Origin of the sequence: Kitasatospora sp. NPDC089797, from assembly GCF_040684795.1 — a bacterium.
Classification (GTDB): Bacteria; Actinomycetota; Actinomycetes; order Streptomycetales; family Streptomycetaceae; genus Kitasatospora.
The window spans coordinates 1-14820 of sequence record NZ_JBFBGS010000002.1 but is presented as its reverse complement, the minus strand read 5'-3'; the positions used below and the strand labels follow the sequence as shown (position 1 = coordinate 14820).

Genomic DNA, 14820 nt, shown 5'->3' with positions numbered 1-14820 from the left:
CGCCGGGGTGGTGGGGCGGGGGTCTGCCGTCATGTCCGTCTTCCTTGTCCGTACGGGGGGCGTCTGGTGGTGGGGGCTGTCGCCCGGCCGGTGGGGCCGCGTCGACCGAGGGGCCGTCAGGGCAGCCGGTGGGCGGCCGAGCACCTGACCGACATGTGCCGGAGGCGGCCGACGATGTCGACCAGCCGCCAGGTCTCCCCGTCGCGCGAGGTGAGCAGCTCGGTGCCCTCCAGGCGCACCGACAGCGGCTCGGGATCCGTCACCGGCCGGTGCGGGTCGGCGATGTCGAGCACCGTCTGGCGCATCCACAGGGTGTTGCTCTCGGAGCGCGGCACGCCGTCGATCTCGTAGAGCAGGATCTGGCCGAGCTGGATCGTGGCGACGAAGACGTCGAGGATCGAGGTGCTCCGGTGGCTGTGGCTCTCCAGCCCGCGCACCGGGGCGTCCGCCGCCGCGCTCTCGCGGAAGCCCGAACTGACGGTGGCGTAGGCCGAGTTGGTCGTGAAGTCGACCGCGAGCCGCTCGATCAGCTGGTACTTGGCCCGGTGTGCCGCCGCGTACGGGCGCAGCGCCGCACTGCCCAGCAGGGCGTCCGGGCCGTCGTAGGCGCCCGGCTCGGACCGGACGACTCCGGCCGGGTGCTCGACCTCGCACTGCACGCGCAGGGCGCCGACCCGGCAGTCGGCGATCGACAGCCGGGTGTCCGGATCGCCTCCCCCGTACGGCAGTTCGGTGATGGTCGCCTCGACGGGGAACGCGTCGAGGTCCTCCTCGACCGGGCTGGTGCCGGCCTTCATCCGCACCCGGCGCAGCCGGGCGGTGCTGCGCTGTTCGGCGTCGAGGCCGAGGACGTGGGCGAGGTGGAGCTCCGTGGCCTCGCCGGCCAGCAGCAGGACGTCGATGCTGCTGAGGTGCGGGCGCTGGTTGCGCTTGCCCTTGCGCGACCAGTCGTCCGGGTAGCGGACGCGGGCCCGGGCCCGGACGTGTCCGACGCCGTCGGGGCCGACGCCGACCCGGATGTCGGTCAGCCGCTGGTCCGCCCGCTTGTAGCCCTCGCCGAAGAACCGTTTCTCTCCTGGCCCCAAGTAGTCGTCGACGGTGGCGCGATGGGTACGGGTCTGCTCTGCGATGTCAGTCATGGCTTCCTCGGAGAAGGTGGCAGGGCGGGTCGGGACGCACCCTGGGCCCGGGTCGTGCGGCGCTTCGGCGGTTCCGGAACGGCGGTGGCGGTGTCGACGGGCAGCTCCGCCGAGGACAGGCCTGACGTCTCGTCAGTTCTCTTGCCCGGCCTGCGTAGTGGCGGCGGGGATCGGGGCGACGGCCGGGCCGGTCGCGCGGTGCCGTGGGGTTCCGGCTCCCGTACGGGGATCACTCTGCCCGTCGCCCGGACCGTCAGGCAAGCGTGGAATTCCCCACCCGTGCCCAACGGCCCGACGGCCGGACCGAAATGCCGGAAGTGGGCGGAGAACGGGAATGCGGGGGCCGCGGGAAAGGCCGGAGGGAAAGCCGGAGGAACGCCGAAGGAAGGCCGAGCAAAGGCCGAAGGAAGGACCGGGGGAAGAGCCGAGGGAAGGGCCGGGGGAACGAATGCGTCAGACCGTCGCCAGCGGGGCGATCAGGCCGGTCAGACAGCGGAAGAAGGCGTCCTTGGATTCGGGCGACTCGCGCGGGAAGAAATGCCCTCCGGGCAGCCGGTGCAGGTGGAATCCCCCACCGGCGTGTTCGGCCCAGGCCGCGGCGCCGGCCGCCGTCACCAAGGGGTCGTCGATTCCGGAGAACACCTCGATCGGGCAGGGCAGCGGCCGGCGTTCGGAACGCCCGGAGACCTCCCCGCAGAGGCCGATCTCCGCCCGGACGAGGGCGATCCGATCGGCCAGCCAGCGGGTGTCGGCGCGCAGCGACTCCGGGAGCGCGCCGAAGTCGACCAGCCGGCGCACGAGTTCGGCGTCGGCGAGCCCGACCTCGCGGTGCAGCGGGTGCGGCAGGTGGGGTGCCGGATAGGCCCCGAGCAGGAGCCGCTCGGGCAGTCGACGGCCCTGTGCGGCCCGGCGCAGGGTGAGTCGGTGGGCGAGCAGTGCGCCCATGCTGTGCCCGTAGAGGAGGTGGGGCCGGTCGAGCAGCGGGCCGAGGTCGCGTTCCAGGGCGGCGACCAGGCTCGGCAGGCCCGCCCGGCAGTGGCCGCCGGTGGCGTCCCGGCCCGGGAGCCGGACCGGGACGACCGTCGCCCGCTCCCCCAGGGCGCGCTGCCAGCCGGCGAAGAAGGCCGTGCTCCCGCCGGCCGGGTGCAGCCCCAGCAGGGTGATCGGGCCGTCGTCCGGCCCGGGTTCCGCGACGGCGGGGTGTGCGGGCGGGTCTGCGAGCAGACGTGCGAGCGGCTGCTCGATCGGGCGGATGCCCGGGTACTCGCCCAGTTGCCCACCCGGCCGCTCGAGCGGTTGTGCGACCGGGGACCGGCCCCGGTTGCACAGCCCGTCAGGCGGCCGGAACATCGGCCCTCCCCGGTCCGTGCGGCCGCGCCGGGGCGGTCGCCCGGTCCGCCGCGGCGGCCCAGCCGTCGGGAGCGAGGTCCGGTCGGGCCGTCTCCACCAGCCGCGCGAACTCCTGCCAGGCCGCGGCGCACTCCAGGGCGAGCTGGGAGATCCGCCCGGCGCAGTGCGGCGGGACGCTGCGCACCAGTTGGTCCCGCTGCTCGGTCGGGGGCAGGCTGCTGGTCAGCATCCGCAGCAGGTGCCGGCCGCTCTCGGTCAGCCGGAGGGCCGGGTCGCTCATCAGCCGTTCCATCGTGCGGGCGAGGTCCTGGCCGACCTGCTGGGCGGTGGTGGCGCCGCGCCGGTCGGCGGCGCGCGGCTCGGCGGGCGAGGGCGAGGGCGAGTGCGCGGGCGACTGCGCGGGCACGGGCAGGGGCGCGGGCCGGACGGCGGCGGAGTGGGCCGGGCGGCGCCCGGCGGGCAACGGGTCCTCCCCCCGCCGCAGCCGCTCCCGGACGTCCCGCACCGTGCCCGGGGAGATGCCCGCCTCGTCGGCGATCGCGCGCAGCGAGGCCCGGGGGTTGGCGGTGATCAGCTCGCTCGCGCGCAGCCGGCCGGTCGCGCTGTCCAGCGGGCGGGCGCGGCCGTCCCGGCCGATCCGGCTCGCCGGGTGCGGGATCGCCTCGCCCAGGTCCCGTCGCAGCGCCCGCACCGTCTTGGTCGACAGCCCGGTGACCTCGGCGATCATCCGGTCCGCCCAGTCCGCGTGGGAGACCAGGATCCGGCCGGCCGCCGCCGTCCGCTCCGCCTTGGAGAGCGGCAGGCCGTGCCGGGTGTTGCTCTGGACGGAGAGCACGAAGGCGTCGCGCTCCGAGCCCTCGAAGAAGCGGACGGGGATGTCGGATCTGCCCTCGGCGGCCGCCACCCGCAGCCGGTGCATGCCGTCGACCACCCGCATGCTCGAACGATGGACGATGATCGGCGGCAGGTCGCGGCCGAGTTCGGCCAGCGTCCTCAGGTGCTCCGGGTCCTCGCCGCGGGCGCGCGGCGAGTCGGCCGGCAGCAGGGCGGCGACGGGGACGGTCACGACCTCGGTCAGGGCCGGGGCCCACTCCGGGGACGGCAGGCGGGACACCGGGTTCTCCTCGGCTTCGACGGTTGCGGTCTGTTGCGTCACGGCGAGTCCTCCGACGTGCAACACGGGAGCGTGGCCGGGCGAACGAAGCCGCGGTGCGCGCCGCTCGTCCGGCCTCGGGGACCGTGCCGTCCTGCTCCCTGGGTCTGCTGGGGCGTCTCCTCGTCGAGGCAGGCCAAAGGGGCGGCGTGCTTCGCAGCGATCGTAGGACATCCACATACCTTTGGGAAGGTTTTTTAATGCCGCCGAAACACGCGGCAGCGAGACCGTCACACAGGCGACCGCCGGAGCCCGGGCGTCAGCGGACCGCGACCCCGACCGCGGGCGCGTCGACCGACGGGGCACCGGCCGACGGGCCGTCAGTCGCCGGGGCGCCGGCCGCCAGGGCACCGGCCGGCAGCCACCGGGCCCCGGGCACCCGGTCGGCCAGCTGCCGGTCCCCGACCACCACCGGATGCCCGACCTCGGTGAGCATCGGCAGATCGGAGACGTGGTCCCCGTAGCCGTAGCAGTCCGCCGGATCGACCTGCGGGTGGTCCCGGAACAGGGCGCGCACGGCCCGGCGCTTCTCCTCGCCGATGACCGGCTCGCCGACCAGCTCGCCGGTGAACACCCCCCGGCGCACCTCCGGCCGGGTGCACACCACGTGCGCCGCACCGATGTCCCGGGCGACCGGCTCGACCACCGCCGGGAAGGAGCCGGAGACGAGCACCACCCGGTCGCCCACCGCCCGATGCCGCGTCAGGGCCTCGTGGACGGCGGCGACGTAGAAGCCCCCGTCCCGCGAGCGCCGGGCGAACCACTCCCGGCCGGCCGCGCGGACGGCCTCCTCCCGCTCCCCCGCCCAGACCCGGTAGTACGTTCGGTTCGCCTGCTCGCGCGGCGTCCCGGCGGCCGCCTGCGCGGCCAGCTCGGCCCGTAGCCCGGCCGCCCGCCGGACGCCCTGCGGCCCGTACCGGCCGCCGAGGTAGAAGTCCAGGAAGTCGAACAGGCTCTTGCAGTCGATCAGCGTCTCGTCCAGGTCGCTGAACACCAGACGGTCGGGCTGGACCACGGAGGGCTCCTCGGGGGCCGGGGTCACCCGCGGGTGACGGGTCGGTCGGGTTCGGGGGCGAGGCCCGGTCGGGCGCGCAGGGCGGGGAACAGGGTGTCGCGCACCTCGCGCCAGCGCTCGGCGAAGTCCGCGCGGTCGTTCAGGTTGTCGGAGATGTGCTGGGCGCCGAAGAAGGCCGCGACGGCCACCCGCGCGGCGACGTCCGGATCCATGTGCTGCGCCAACTGGCCCTGCTGGTGGGCCTCGCGCATCAGCATCGAGATCAGGTTCGTCCAGTCCACGTAGGGCAGCGGCAGTTCGACGTCGACGGCGTCGCGCTCGTTCTGCAGCCTGGTCCCGGCCTGCATGATCGGGTCCTCCAGGAACGCGGCGCTGGCCGCGTTGAACATCTCGATCACGGTGTCCAGCGGCGAGAGGCCCTTGCCGCGCACCGCCTCCAGCGTCACCGGCCAACGCGAGTACAGCTCGTCCACCACGGCGATGGCAAGGGCCTGCTTGTTGGGGAAGTGGAAGTAGACCGCGCCCTTGGTCATGGCCACCTCGTCCGCCACGTCCTTGATGCTGGTCTGCTGGTACCCCCGCTCGGCGAAGATCCGCGCGGCACAGTGCAGGATCTGCTCCCGGGTCCGTTCGGCGCGCTCCTGGCGCAGCAGCGGCCCGGTCGTGCCCGAACGCTGGATCTTGGGGGTCGGCCACAGCGGCTCCACGGCAACACCCTTGCTCTGACTCACTGTTCGCCCTTTCTCTCGCTAGCCCGAGCACTTCTGGCTATATACCTTCTCCCAGGTATATTTTCGGCCCGGGATCAACGGCCACCTGACCTGGCCGTTGCCCGCAGATGGGGTGGCACCACCTTAGGGAACGGCACACCAACGGGGAGACGTGCTCGTATGTCCATCATCACCGCACCGCCAACGTACCTGCCGTCGGACCGGGCAACTGCCCTGTCGTCCGGCCGCAGGCCCTCATTCGCCCACCGCCTTCCGGCCGGATGCGTCCACAAGACGTCCGCCGCGGAGGTCCTGCTCACCGACGCGGTCCGCACCGGGGACGACCGCTTCACGGTCGGCGCCGCCTGGTTCCGGGACCGCTTCCTCCACCACGGCGGGGACGGCCGGTCGCCGGATCCGCTGCTGCTGGCCGAGACGGTCCGCCAGACCCTGATCCACCTCTCGCACCGCTTCCACGGCGCACCGCAGGGGCATCCGTTCGTCCTGGACCGGCTCGACCTGGAGCTGGCGCCGGACGCCCCGCCGCTGCGCCCCGGCGCCCCGGCGCACGTCACGCTGGACGTGACCTGCGCCCGGACGGTCACCACGCCCCGCCGGGCCGGCCTCGCCCTGGAGGCGACGGCGTCCGTCGACGGCGTCCTGATCGGCCGGGCGGGCATCCGCTGGGAGGTGCTGCACCCCGCGTTCTACCAGGTGGTGCGCCACCGCGCCGCCCGCCCGAGGACGGCCGGGGCCCCGGAGCACCCCGCGGCACCCACCGGCCCGCTGCGGCGGCTCGCCCCCGGCGAGGTCGGGTACCCGGGCGACGAGCACGTCCTGCTCGCCCGGGACTCCTCCGGCACCCGCGGCGGCTTCTGGCTCGACCCGGACCCGGGCCACCCGGTGCTCTTCGACCACCCGTCCGACCACGTCCCGGGCATGATCCTGCTGGAGGCCTTCCGGCAGGCCGGCCGCGCCATGGGCGCTCCGCTGCACCCCGCCGGGCTCTCGGCGACCTTCACCGCGTTCGCCGAGCCGGACCTGCCGGTGGCCGTCACCGTGACGCCCGGGCCGGAGGTCGTGGGCCGGAGCGACGGTACGGCCCGGTGGCGGCCGGCCCGGCGGCGGACGGCCGTGGTCACCGCCGCCCAGCGCGGCGTCGTCCTCGCCGCGGCCCGGCTCGCCTACCCGGCGGACCGTCAGGAGACCTCGTGAAGGAGCCCATCGTGCACGCCGCTCAGCCCGACCCCGCACCCACCGCCGCACCCACCGCCGCACCCACCGCCGCGCCCGCCGCCCTCTCCGCCGCCGCGGTCGCGCGGGTGGTCGACGCGGCGCGGCGCGACCTGTCCGGCGTGGAGGAGCGGCACCGGCTCGGCCCGGAGGCGGTCGGGGCCGTCACCGCCGCAGGGTTCCCCCGGCACTTCGTCCCCCGCGAGTTCGGCGGGACGGCGGGCACCTTCGCCCGACTCCTCGGTGCGTCGGCCGAGATCGCGCGGACCTGCCCGTCCACCGCCTGGTGCGCCACCCTGTTCGCCGCGCACGGCCGGCTCGCCGCCTACCTCCCCGAGGAGGGCCGCAAGGAGCTGTGGGGGGCCTCGCCCGACGTGCTGATCTCCACCTCGATCATGCCGCCGCAGGGCGAGGCGGTCCGGGACGGAGGCGGCTGGCGGCTCCGGGGCCGCTGGGACACCGCCAGCGGGGTCGACCACGCGGACTGGCTGCTGCTGGCCTCCCGGACCGGCCCCGCGGACCGCCCGGAGCACCGGATCTTCGCCGTCCCCCGGGCGGACTGGACCCTCCTGGACACCTGGCGGAGCCTGGGCATGCGCGGGACGGGCAGCAACGCGGTGGAGGTGGCCGGGGCGTTCGTCCCGGACCGGCTCTCCTGCACCCTCCCGGACCTGCAGCGCCCGTCGGGCCCGGACGCGGCCCGCTGCCACCGGGTGCCGGTCCACCTGGCCGGGGCGCTGATGTTCGCGGCGCCGGTGCTGGGGGCGGCCGAGGGCGCGCTCGACGCCTGGCGCTCGGCCGTGCTCCCGCGCCTGCCCGCCCTGCCCCCCGGCCGCCGGGCGGAGGCCGAGTCGGCGCTCGGCGAGGGCGCGGCCCGGATCGCCGCGGCCCGGCTGCTGTTGGAGCGGGCCGCCGAGCGGGCCGACCGCGCCGAGGTGACCACGCTGCTGGTGGCGGAGAACCGGCGGGACGCCGCGATGGCCGCGGCCTGGTGCACCGAGGCCGTCGACCGCCTCTTCCGCACCGCCGGATCACCGGCGCAGCGGGAGGACTCCGCCCTCCAGCGGTACTGGCGCGACGTCACCACCGTGGCCTCGCACGCCGTGCTCGACCCGGCGGCGGCCGCCGCCGACTACGCCGCGGCCCTGCTCGACGCCTAGTTCCCTCATCTCCCAACAACTGGGAGCGGGGCCGACCGCCCGCCGGAGCGGCGGTCGGCCCCGCTCCTCCGCTGCCGCTCCGACCGGCGCCCTCGCCTCGCCCTCGACAACATACCTTCGCATAGGTATGTTTCTGAGGCATGGACACAGTTGCGAGGCTGCCGCGGTGGTGAAGCAGGCCAGGGCCTGGCAGACCCGGGAACGCGTACTGGACGCCGCCGCGGCGGAGTTCGCCGCCCACGGCTTCGCGGCCACCAAGGTCGAGGCCGTGGTGGCCCGGACCGGCATGACGAAGGGCGCGCTCTACGCCCACTTCGGCTCCAAGCACCAGCTCGCCGTCGCGCTGGTCACCGAGAGCTCCCGGCACTGGGAGCTGATCCGCGAGCCCCCGGACGAGCAGCCCAGCCCCTCCCCCGGATCGGCGCTCACCGAACTCATCCGGAGAATGCGCGGGCAATTCGAATCCAATGTCCGGTTCCGGGCCGCACTGCGGCTCGCCGCGGACTGCGAGCGCCGCCCCGGCGATTCGGCCGGGCTGTTCGCCGATATCCGTCAGGAAATGGTGACGGGCATCCGAAAAGCGCAGGCCGAGCTGGAAGTGACACCGGTGCACTCCCCGGAATCCCTCGCCTACCTGGTCCTGGCCGTCCTCTACGGCTCCTCGTACCTGCCCGCCGGGGACGCCGACCGGGGCGGGGCGGGCGAGCCGGACGAGGCCTGGCGCGCCATCCACACCGTGCTGCACCCGGCCTGACCAGCCACTCCCTCACCGCTCGCGGGCCGGCGGCCCCGTCGCCGACCGTCCGTCCGGCTGTGCAACCGAGGCCCCGGCCCCAGTCGCACAGCCTGTGCAAACGGGCGCCTGGCATTTCCCGTTCCACCGCCGCTAGCCTTTCTTCCGCACCGCTTCGCCGCAGGCCCGGAATTCACGAACCGGCCCGCCGGCAGACGCCCCAGAGGCCGAATGGCGTGCTCTCCGCCGATATCTCCCCACGCGCCCCGCGGCCGTTCCCGTTCACACCGGCCGAACGCCGTGCGCGTTTTCCCAGACCGTCGTCACGACCGTCTCCCCGCTCCGAGAGGTAAACGATGAAGCTCGCCATCTCCGGGACCTACTCCTCCGGCAAGACGCTGACCACCATGGCGCTCGCCCACCTGACCGGCATCCCGCGCACCCACGCCAAGACCATGCGCGAGATCCTGCCGCACGCCGTACCGGGCAAGACCCTGGAGGAGTGCAACGCCGCCGAGCTCATCCAGCTGGTGACGCGCCGCTACGTCGAGCGCGCGGTGCACGAGAGCCACCTGCCCGGCGGCTACATCTCCGACGGCTCCTCGCTGCACGAGTGGACCTACGCGACCGTCCGCGTCACGGTCGGCATCAACCCCAACGAGTCCATCGGCCTGGAGTCCGTCGAAAAGACCGACGAGATCCGCTTCTACGAGCAGGTCGTCACCCAACTCGGCGTCGCCCTCAAGCAGTACGCCAAGGAGACCTACGACGCCTTCGTCCACCTGCCGATCGAGTTCCCGCTCGACCCGAACGGCCACCGCCCCGTCAACGAGCGCTTCCGGGTGCTCTCCGACGAGCACCTGCTGAACGTGCTGCGGGACGAGCTGAAGATCCCCACCCACATCATCGGCGGCACGATCCCCGAGCGGCTGGAGGCCATCACCGAGCGCTTCGGCTTCCCCCGGGTCATGTCGATCGAGGAGGCGATCGAGACGGCGAAGCAGGACTACTCCGAGCTCGACGTCCGCAGCGAGTCCGAGCGCAACGCCGCGGCCGCCGCCGTCGCGACCGTCGCGGCCTGAGAGGAATCCCCGCAGCCATGACCGAGACCACCACGCCGCTGAAGCTCGGAGTCCTGGGCGCCGGCCAGATCGGCCGCCCGGTCGGCCGCCACTGGCTGGCCGCCGGCCACAGCGTCACCTTCGGCTCCCGCGCCCCCGAGCGGCTCGCCTCCTTCGTCGAGCCGCTGGGCGCCCGGGCCCGCGCCGCGACGTACACCGAGACCGCGCGGACGGCCGACGTCGTGCTGCTGTCCGTCCCGTACGAGGCGGTGGACGAGCTGCTCGACACCGTCGGCGAGCACCTGACCGGGAAGGTCGTCATCGACGCCACCAACCCGGTGTCGCTCACCGAGGACGGCCGGGTGGTGTCCACCCTCGCCGCCGGGGTGACCCAGGGCCGGCACGCCTCGAAGCAACTGCCCACCGCCACCGTGGTCCGCGCGTTCACCCACGTCATGGACGAGCTGCTGTGGTCGCGCGGCACCCGGCAGCGCCACTTCTGGGCGATGGCGGTCGCCGGGGACGACGCCGCGGCCAAGGCCACGGTGTCCGGGCTGGTGCACGACGCCGGATTCACCCCGGTCGACCTCGGCGGGCTGGACCAGTCGGCGCCGCTCGACCCGGGCGGGGTGCTCTTCCCGCACATGTTCACCCCCGGCGAGATGCGCGCGCTGACCGGCCGGGCCGGCTGACCGACGCGCCGGACGGGCCGCCCGCGGCCCTCGGAACCCCACGACGAAAGGCAGTCACGTGCGCACGACACCGCCCGGACCGGCAACCGCGGCGCCGCTCTTCGAGCCGTTCAAGATCGGCGGGCTGGCGCTGGAGAACCGGATCGTCATGGCCCCCATGTCCCGCGACCTGTCGCCCGGCGGGGTGCCCGGCGCGGACGTCGCGGAGTACTACGCCCGCCGCGCCCGGCACGGGGTGGGGCTGATCATCACCGAGGGCACCTTCGTGGGCCACCCCTCGGCCGGGAACCGTCCGTCCGTCCCCCGGTTCCACGGCGTGGACGCGCTGGCCGGCTGGGCCGGGGTGGTCGGCGCGGTGCACGCCGCCGGCGGCCGGATCGTGCCCCAGCTGTGGCACATCGGCCAGGACCCGCTCTTGTGGGGCCGGTCCCTGGAGGAGGCCCGCCGCACGGCGCCGAAGGGCGTCGAGCTGTTCGAACCGCCGGGCGGGCTGGTCAACCCGTCGGGTCTGGAACCGGGCCGCCCGGCCGGGCGGGCGATGTCCGAGTCCGACATCGCCGACGTGGTCGAGGCCTTCGCCCGCGCGGCGGCCGACGCCCAGCGCCTCGGCTTCGACGGCATCGAGCTGCACGCCGCCCACGGCTACCTGTTCGACCAGTTCTTCTGGGACGTCACCAACCGCCGTACCGACGGCTACGGCGGCGACCCGGCCGGCCGGACCCGGTTCGCCGCCGAGGTGGTCCGGGCCTGCCGCGCGGCGACCGGCCCCGACTTCCCGGTCCTACTGCGCCTCTCGCAGTGGAAGGTGGCGCACTACCAGGCCCGGCTGGCGGACGACCCGAAGGCGCTGGAGACCTTCCTGGCGCCGCTGGTGGACGCGGGAGTCGACGTCTTCCACTGCTCGACCCGGCGGTTCTGGCAGCCGGAGTTCGAGGGCTCCCCGCTCAACCTGGCGGGCTGGGTGAAGGAGGTGACCGGCCGCCCCACCATCACGGTCGGCTCGGTCGGACTGCGCGACAGCGACTACCTGGGCTACGTCGAGGGCAAGGGCGCGGAGGTCGACGACGTCGGCCTGGTGGCCGAGCGCCTCGCCCGGGGCGAGTTCGACCTGGTCGCGGTCGGGCGGGCGCTGGTGGCCAACCCGGACTGGGCCGAGCTGGTCCGCACCGGGCGGACGGACCGGATGCGCCCGTTCGACGCGGCCGAGCTGGCCGCACTCGACTGAGCCCGCCTCCTCACCGCGGCCGACCGGTGCGTGCGGCCGATCGGCGTGCGCGACCGGCCGGGCCGGCACCCGCCGCCGTGCCCGACCGGGCAGGTCAGCCGTCCTCCCGGTCGGCCGCGGCGAGGAGGGCGTCCAGCAGTCCCGGGAAGGCCTGTTCCAGGTCGTCGCGGCGCAGGGCGTTCCGCTTGGAGGTGCCGACGTAGTACTGCCGGATCAGCCCGGACTGCCGCAGCACCCGGAAGTGGTGGGTGCCGGTCGACCGGGTGACCGAGATGTCGAAGGTGCCGCAGGCGGTGTCGCCCTCGGTGCGGGCGATCTGCCGCACGATGCTGCGCCGCACCGGGTCGGCGAAGGCCTCCAGGATGCGCTGGAGGGTGATGTCCGCGGCGTCGGGGTGGTCCCCGATGCGGTCGACGGCGGCCTGTGCGGTCACGGTGCACCTCTCTGGTTGGCGGCGCCCCCATAGTACGACCACGATCGTACGACAGCCAGTTTATGACGACAGGAATCAAATTTGACAGTTGTCGTCATATGCCCTTCAGTGGGGTTCCGCTCCACTCGCCAACTCGACCACTGCCAGGGTGAGTTGCCACTCCCCCGGCAACCACCGTCCGCTAGCGAAGGAACCAGTGATGACCACCGCCGAGACCCGCCCGGCGCAGACCGGCGCCGCGCCCGCCGCCCCACCGGACTCCTCCAGCGGCCTGAAGATCGCCGCACTGGCCACCGGATTCGTGATGGCCACCCTGGACGTCACCATCGTCAACGTCGCGGGCGCGACCCTGCAGGAGAAGCTGGGGGCCACGCTCACCCAGCTCACCTGGGTCGTGGACGGCTACATCCTGACCTTCGCCTCCCTGCTGATGCTGGCCGGCGGCCTGGCCAACTGGCTGGGCGCCAAGAAGGTCTACATGGCCGGCATGGGCCTGTTCCTGCTCGCCTCGCTCGGCTGCGCCCTCGCGAACACCCCCGAACTGCTCATCGCCGCACGGATGGTGCAGGGCGCCGGCGCCGCGCTGTTCATGCCGAGCTCGCTGTCCCTGCTGGTGTTCTCGTTCCCGGACAAGCGCCGGCGCACCAAGATGCTCGGCCTGTGGTCCGCGATCGTCGCCACCTCCTCGGGCATCGGCCCGACCCTCGGCGGCCTGATGGTCGGCTCGCTCGGCTGGCAGAGCATCTTCCTGCTGAACCTGCCGATCGGCGTGATCGGCATGCTGATGACGCGGCGGTTCATCGCGGCGCCGGAGGCACGCGGTGACCGGCCGGCCCCGTTCGGCCACCTGATCTGGATCGTCACGCTCGCCGCGGTCAGCTTCGCGCTGATCGAAGGGCCCCAACTCGGCTGGGGCGCAACGCCGGTGCTGGTCTCCTACGCCGTGGCGCTGGTCGCCGCCGCCGTCCTGGTGCGGCGCGAGCGCAGCAGCGACAAGCTCGTGATGCCGTGGACGCTCTTCCGCCGCCCCGGCTTCTCGGGCGCCAACCTGGTCGGCTTCTTCTTCAACTTCGCGCTCTTCGGCACCATCTTCATGCTCGGGCTGTTCTTCCAACACGCCCAGGGGGCCAGCCCGTTCGTCGCCGGACTGGAACTGATCCCGATCACCATCCTGTCGCCGGTGGCCAACGTGATCTACTCGAAGATCTCCGGTCGCTACGCCAACGGCCCGCTGCTGACGGTCTTCCTGCTGGTCGCCGGGGTCTGCTCGCTCGGCCTGACCGCGATCTCCGCGTCGACCCCGTACTGGATCATCGCGGTCGGCATCGGCGTGGCCTGCCTCGGCTCGGGCATCGTCTCCCCCGGCATGACGGCGGCCATGGTGGACTCGGCCGGCCCGGAGCACGCCAACGTCGCCGGGTCCGTCCTGAACGCCAACCGCCAGATCGGCTCACTGGTGGGCATCGCCGTGGTCGGCGTGGTGCTGCACGCCACCCCCGACTGGAGCCGGGGGGCCTCGGTGTCCTTCGTCCTGGTCGGCATCGCCTACCTGCTCGGCGCGTTCTGCGCCTGGCGGCTGGTCACCCGCTCGGAGCGCCCCGCCACGGCCGCACCGGCCCGCACCTGACCTCCACCGTCCCGACCGACCCCGCGATCCGGGAGTCCGTCACCCGCTGTTCCCGCGCCGCCGACCCCCGAACGGCAGGGCGGGAACGCCGAACGGCCCCGTCGGCCGGACCACGAGTCCGGCGGGCGGGGCCGTTCCGTCCGTTGCACCGGGCGCGACGCTCGGCGCACGAGGCGCGCGAACGCGACGCTCAGGGCCGGCGGGTCTCGCCGATGGCGCTCTCGATGCCCTGGACCATCCGCCACAGCGGCGCCCGGCGGCTGGCGACCAGCACCACCACGTCGTCGGCCGCGCCCTCGCCGTCCGGGGCGGAGTCGGCGGGACGGTCGCTCCAGGTGGAGGTGACGAAGGCCATCGCCGCGTCCACCTCGGCCACCCAGTCGCTCTCCCCGCCCGAGCGCAGCCAGGTGCGCAGCGCGTGGTTGTGCGCCGCGACCACGGCCGCGGCGATCACGTCGGCGCGCAGCGGGCCGTCCGCCCGGTCGGCGTAGCGGCCGCGCAGGTAGGCGGCGAGGGTGTGCTCGTAGCGCCAGACCACCGACAGCTCGTACGCCCGCAGGCCGGGGACCTTGCGGGTGAGCCGGTAGCGCTGGACGGAGAAGGAGGGCTGTTCGGCGTACATCCGCAGGACCAGGCGGGCGGCGTCGCAGGCGTGCTTGACCGGGTCCTCCTCGCCGCTGCCGGACTCCAGGAACTCCGTCATCTCGGCGAGGCTGCGCTCGTGGTCGGGGAAGACCACGTCCTCCTTCGCCGGGAAGTAGCGGAAGAAGGAGCGGCGGCCGACACCGGCCAGCGAGACGATGTCGTCGATCGTCGTCTGCTCGAAGCCGCGCTCCAGGAAGAGCTCGAAGGCCGCGGCCACCAGCGCCTCGCGCATCGCCGGCTTCGAGGGCCCGTCGTTCATGGGCAGGTCCTGCTCTTCCTTCTCGCTCATTCTCCGGAACTTAGCACCGGCGCAACGGGTCGGCCCCGACGGCCGGTGGGTGGACCGGGCCGGTCGTCGGGGCTCGTCCGGGCTGGTCGGCGGGCCGTTACGGCAGGTTGCGGGCCATCACGATCCGCTGGACCTGGTTGGTGCCCTCGTAGATCTGGGTGATCTTCGCGTCCCGCATCATCCGCTCCACCGGATAGTCCCGCGTGTACCCGTAACCACCCAGCAACTGCACCGCGTCCGTGGTCACCTCCATCGCCACGTCCGACGCGAAACACTTCGCCGCCGCCCCGAAGAACGTCAGATCCGCATCCCCCCGCTGCGACTTCGCCGCCGCCACATACGTCATCTGCCGCGC

15 protein-coding genes are annotated in these 14820 nt (G+C 73.8%); 7 read left to right on the top strand and 8 right to left on the bottom strand.

Annotation, left to right across the window (positions count from 1 at the left end; genetic code table 11):
- Positions 1-116: 116 nt before the first annotated feature.
- From AB0O91_RS01685 to AB0O91_RS01665, 5 genes are all read right to left on the bottom strand, one after another.
- Positions 117-1139 carry an AvrD family protein gene (locus AB0O91_RS01685; protein ID WP_363427112.1) on the bottom strand — a complete coding sequence of 341 codons (1023 nt, stop codon included), beginning with the start codon at positions 1137-1139 and terminating at the stop codon, positions 117-119.
- A gap of 453 nt (positions 1140-1592) precedes the next feature.
- Positions 1593-2489, bottom strand: a complete 897-nt coding sequence (locus AB0O91_RS01680) for an alpha/beta fold hydrolase (RefSeq protein ID WP_363427110.1) — start codon at positions 2487-2489, stop codon at positions 1593-1595.
- On the bottom strand, positions 2473-3645 hold the full coding sequence (locus tag AB0O91_RS01675; protein ID WP_363427109.1) for a winged helix-turn-helix transcriptional regulator: 1173 nt from the start codon (positions 3643-3645) through the stop codon (positions 2473-2475). The genes AB0O91_RS01680 and AB0O91_RS01675 overlap by 17 nt, the downstream gene beginning before the upstream one ends.
- Before the next feature lie 256 nt (positions 3646-3901).
- Positions 3902-4657: an HAD-IB family hydrolase gene (locus AB0O91_RS01670; RefSeq protein WP_363427107.1), complete on the bottom strand. Its 756-nt coding sequence runs from the start codon at positions 4655-4657 to the stop codon at positions 3902-3904.
- A gap of 23 nt (positions 4658-4680) precedes the next feature.
- The gene (locus tag AB0O91_RS01665) at positions 4681-5388 is read right to left on the bottom strand and encodes a ScbR family autoregulator-binding transcription factor (RefSeq protein ID WP_363427106.1); all 708 of its coding nucleotides are present in this window, start codon (positions 5386-5388) and stop codon (positions 4681-4683) included.
- A 159-nt stretch (positions 5389-5547) separates the two neighbouring features.
- Between AB0O91_RS01665 and AB0O91_RS01660 the strand changes: the two genes are divergently transcribed.
- From AB0O91_RS01660 to AB0O91_RS01635, 6 genes are all read left to right on the top strand, one after another.
- Positions 5548-6582 carry a ScbA/BarX family gamma-butyrolactone biosynthesis protein gene (locus tag AB0O91_RS01660; RefSeq protein WP_363427105.1) on the top strand — a complete coding sequence of 345 codons (1035 nt, stop codon included), beginning with the start codon at positions 5548-5550 and terminating at the stop codon, positions 6580-6582.
- Positions 6579-7760, top strand: coding sequence for an oxidoreductase (locus AB0O91_RS01655; RefSeq protein WP_363427103.1), 1182 nt, complete (start codon positions 6579-6581; stop codon positions 7758-7760). Before AB0O91_RS01660 ends, AB0O91_RS01655 begins: the two co-directional genes overlap by 4 nt.
- Positions 7761-7926: 166 nt before the next feature.
- Positions 7927-8514 carry a TetR/AcrR family transcriptional regulator gene (locus tag AB0O91_RS01650; RefSeq protein ID WP_363427101.1) on the top strand — a complete coding sequence of 196 codons (588 nt, stop codon included), beginning with the start codon at positions 7927-7929 and terminating at the stop codon, positions 8512-8514.
- Between the two features lie 335 nt (positions 8515-8849).
- Positions 8850-9575 (top strand): AAA family ATPase, encoded by a 726-nt coding sequence (locus AB0O91_RS01645; RefSeq protein WP_363427099.1) that lies wholly within the window; start codon positions 8850-8852, stop codon positions 9573-9575.
- A gap of 17 nt (positions 9576-9592) precedes the next feature.
- Positions 9593-10246 carry an NAD(P)-binding domain-containing protein gene (locus tag AB0O91_RS01640; RefSeq protein ID WP_363427098.1) on the top strand — a complete coding sequence of 218 codons (654 nt, stop codon included), beginning with the start codon at positions 9593-9595 and terminating at the stop codon, positions 10244-10246.
- A 58-nt stretch (positions 10247-10304) separates the two neighbouring features.
- Positions 10305-11471, top strand: coding sequence for an NADH:flavin oxidoreductase (locus AB0O91_RS01635; RefSeq protein ID WP_363427096.1), 1167 nt, complete (start codon positions 10305-10307; stop codon positions 11469-11471).
- Positions 11472-11565: 94 nt separating this feature from the next.
- Here the strand turns inward: AB0O91_RS01635 and AB0O91_RS01630 are convergent, their stop codons facing one another.
- Positions 11566-11904, bottom strand: a complete 339-nt coding sequence (locus tag AB0O91_RS01630; protein WP_363427094.1) for a helix-turn-helix transcriptional regulator — start codon at positions 11902-11904, stop codon at positions 11566-11568.
- Between the two features lie 199 nt (positions 11905-12103).
- On the opposite strand from AB0O91_RS01630, the gene AB0O91_RS01625 reads away from it, so the two are divergent.
- The gene (locus AB0O91_RS01625) at positions 12104-13531 is read left to right on the top strand and encodes an MFS transporter (protein WP_363427093.1); all 1428 of its coding nucleotides are present in this window, start codon (positions 12104-12106) and stop codon (positions 13529-13531) included.
- Positions 13532-13721: 190 nt separating this feature from the next.
- Here AB0O91_RS01625 and AB0O91_RS01620 read toward each other — a convergent pair whose 3' ends face one another.
- A complete protein-coding gene (locus tag AB0O91_RS01620; protein WP_363427091.1) occupies positions 13722-14465 on the bottom strand; it encodes a TetR family transcriptional regulator in 744 nt (247 codons plus the stop codon).
- 97 nt (positions 14466-14562) lie between these two features.
- Positions 14563-14820: acyl-CoA dehydrogenase family protein (locus AB0O91_RS01615; protein ID WP_363427089.1), on the bottom strand; the 258-nt coding region annotated here is incomplete at its 5' end.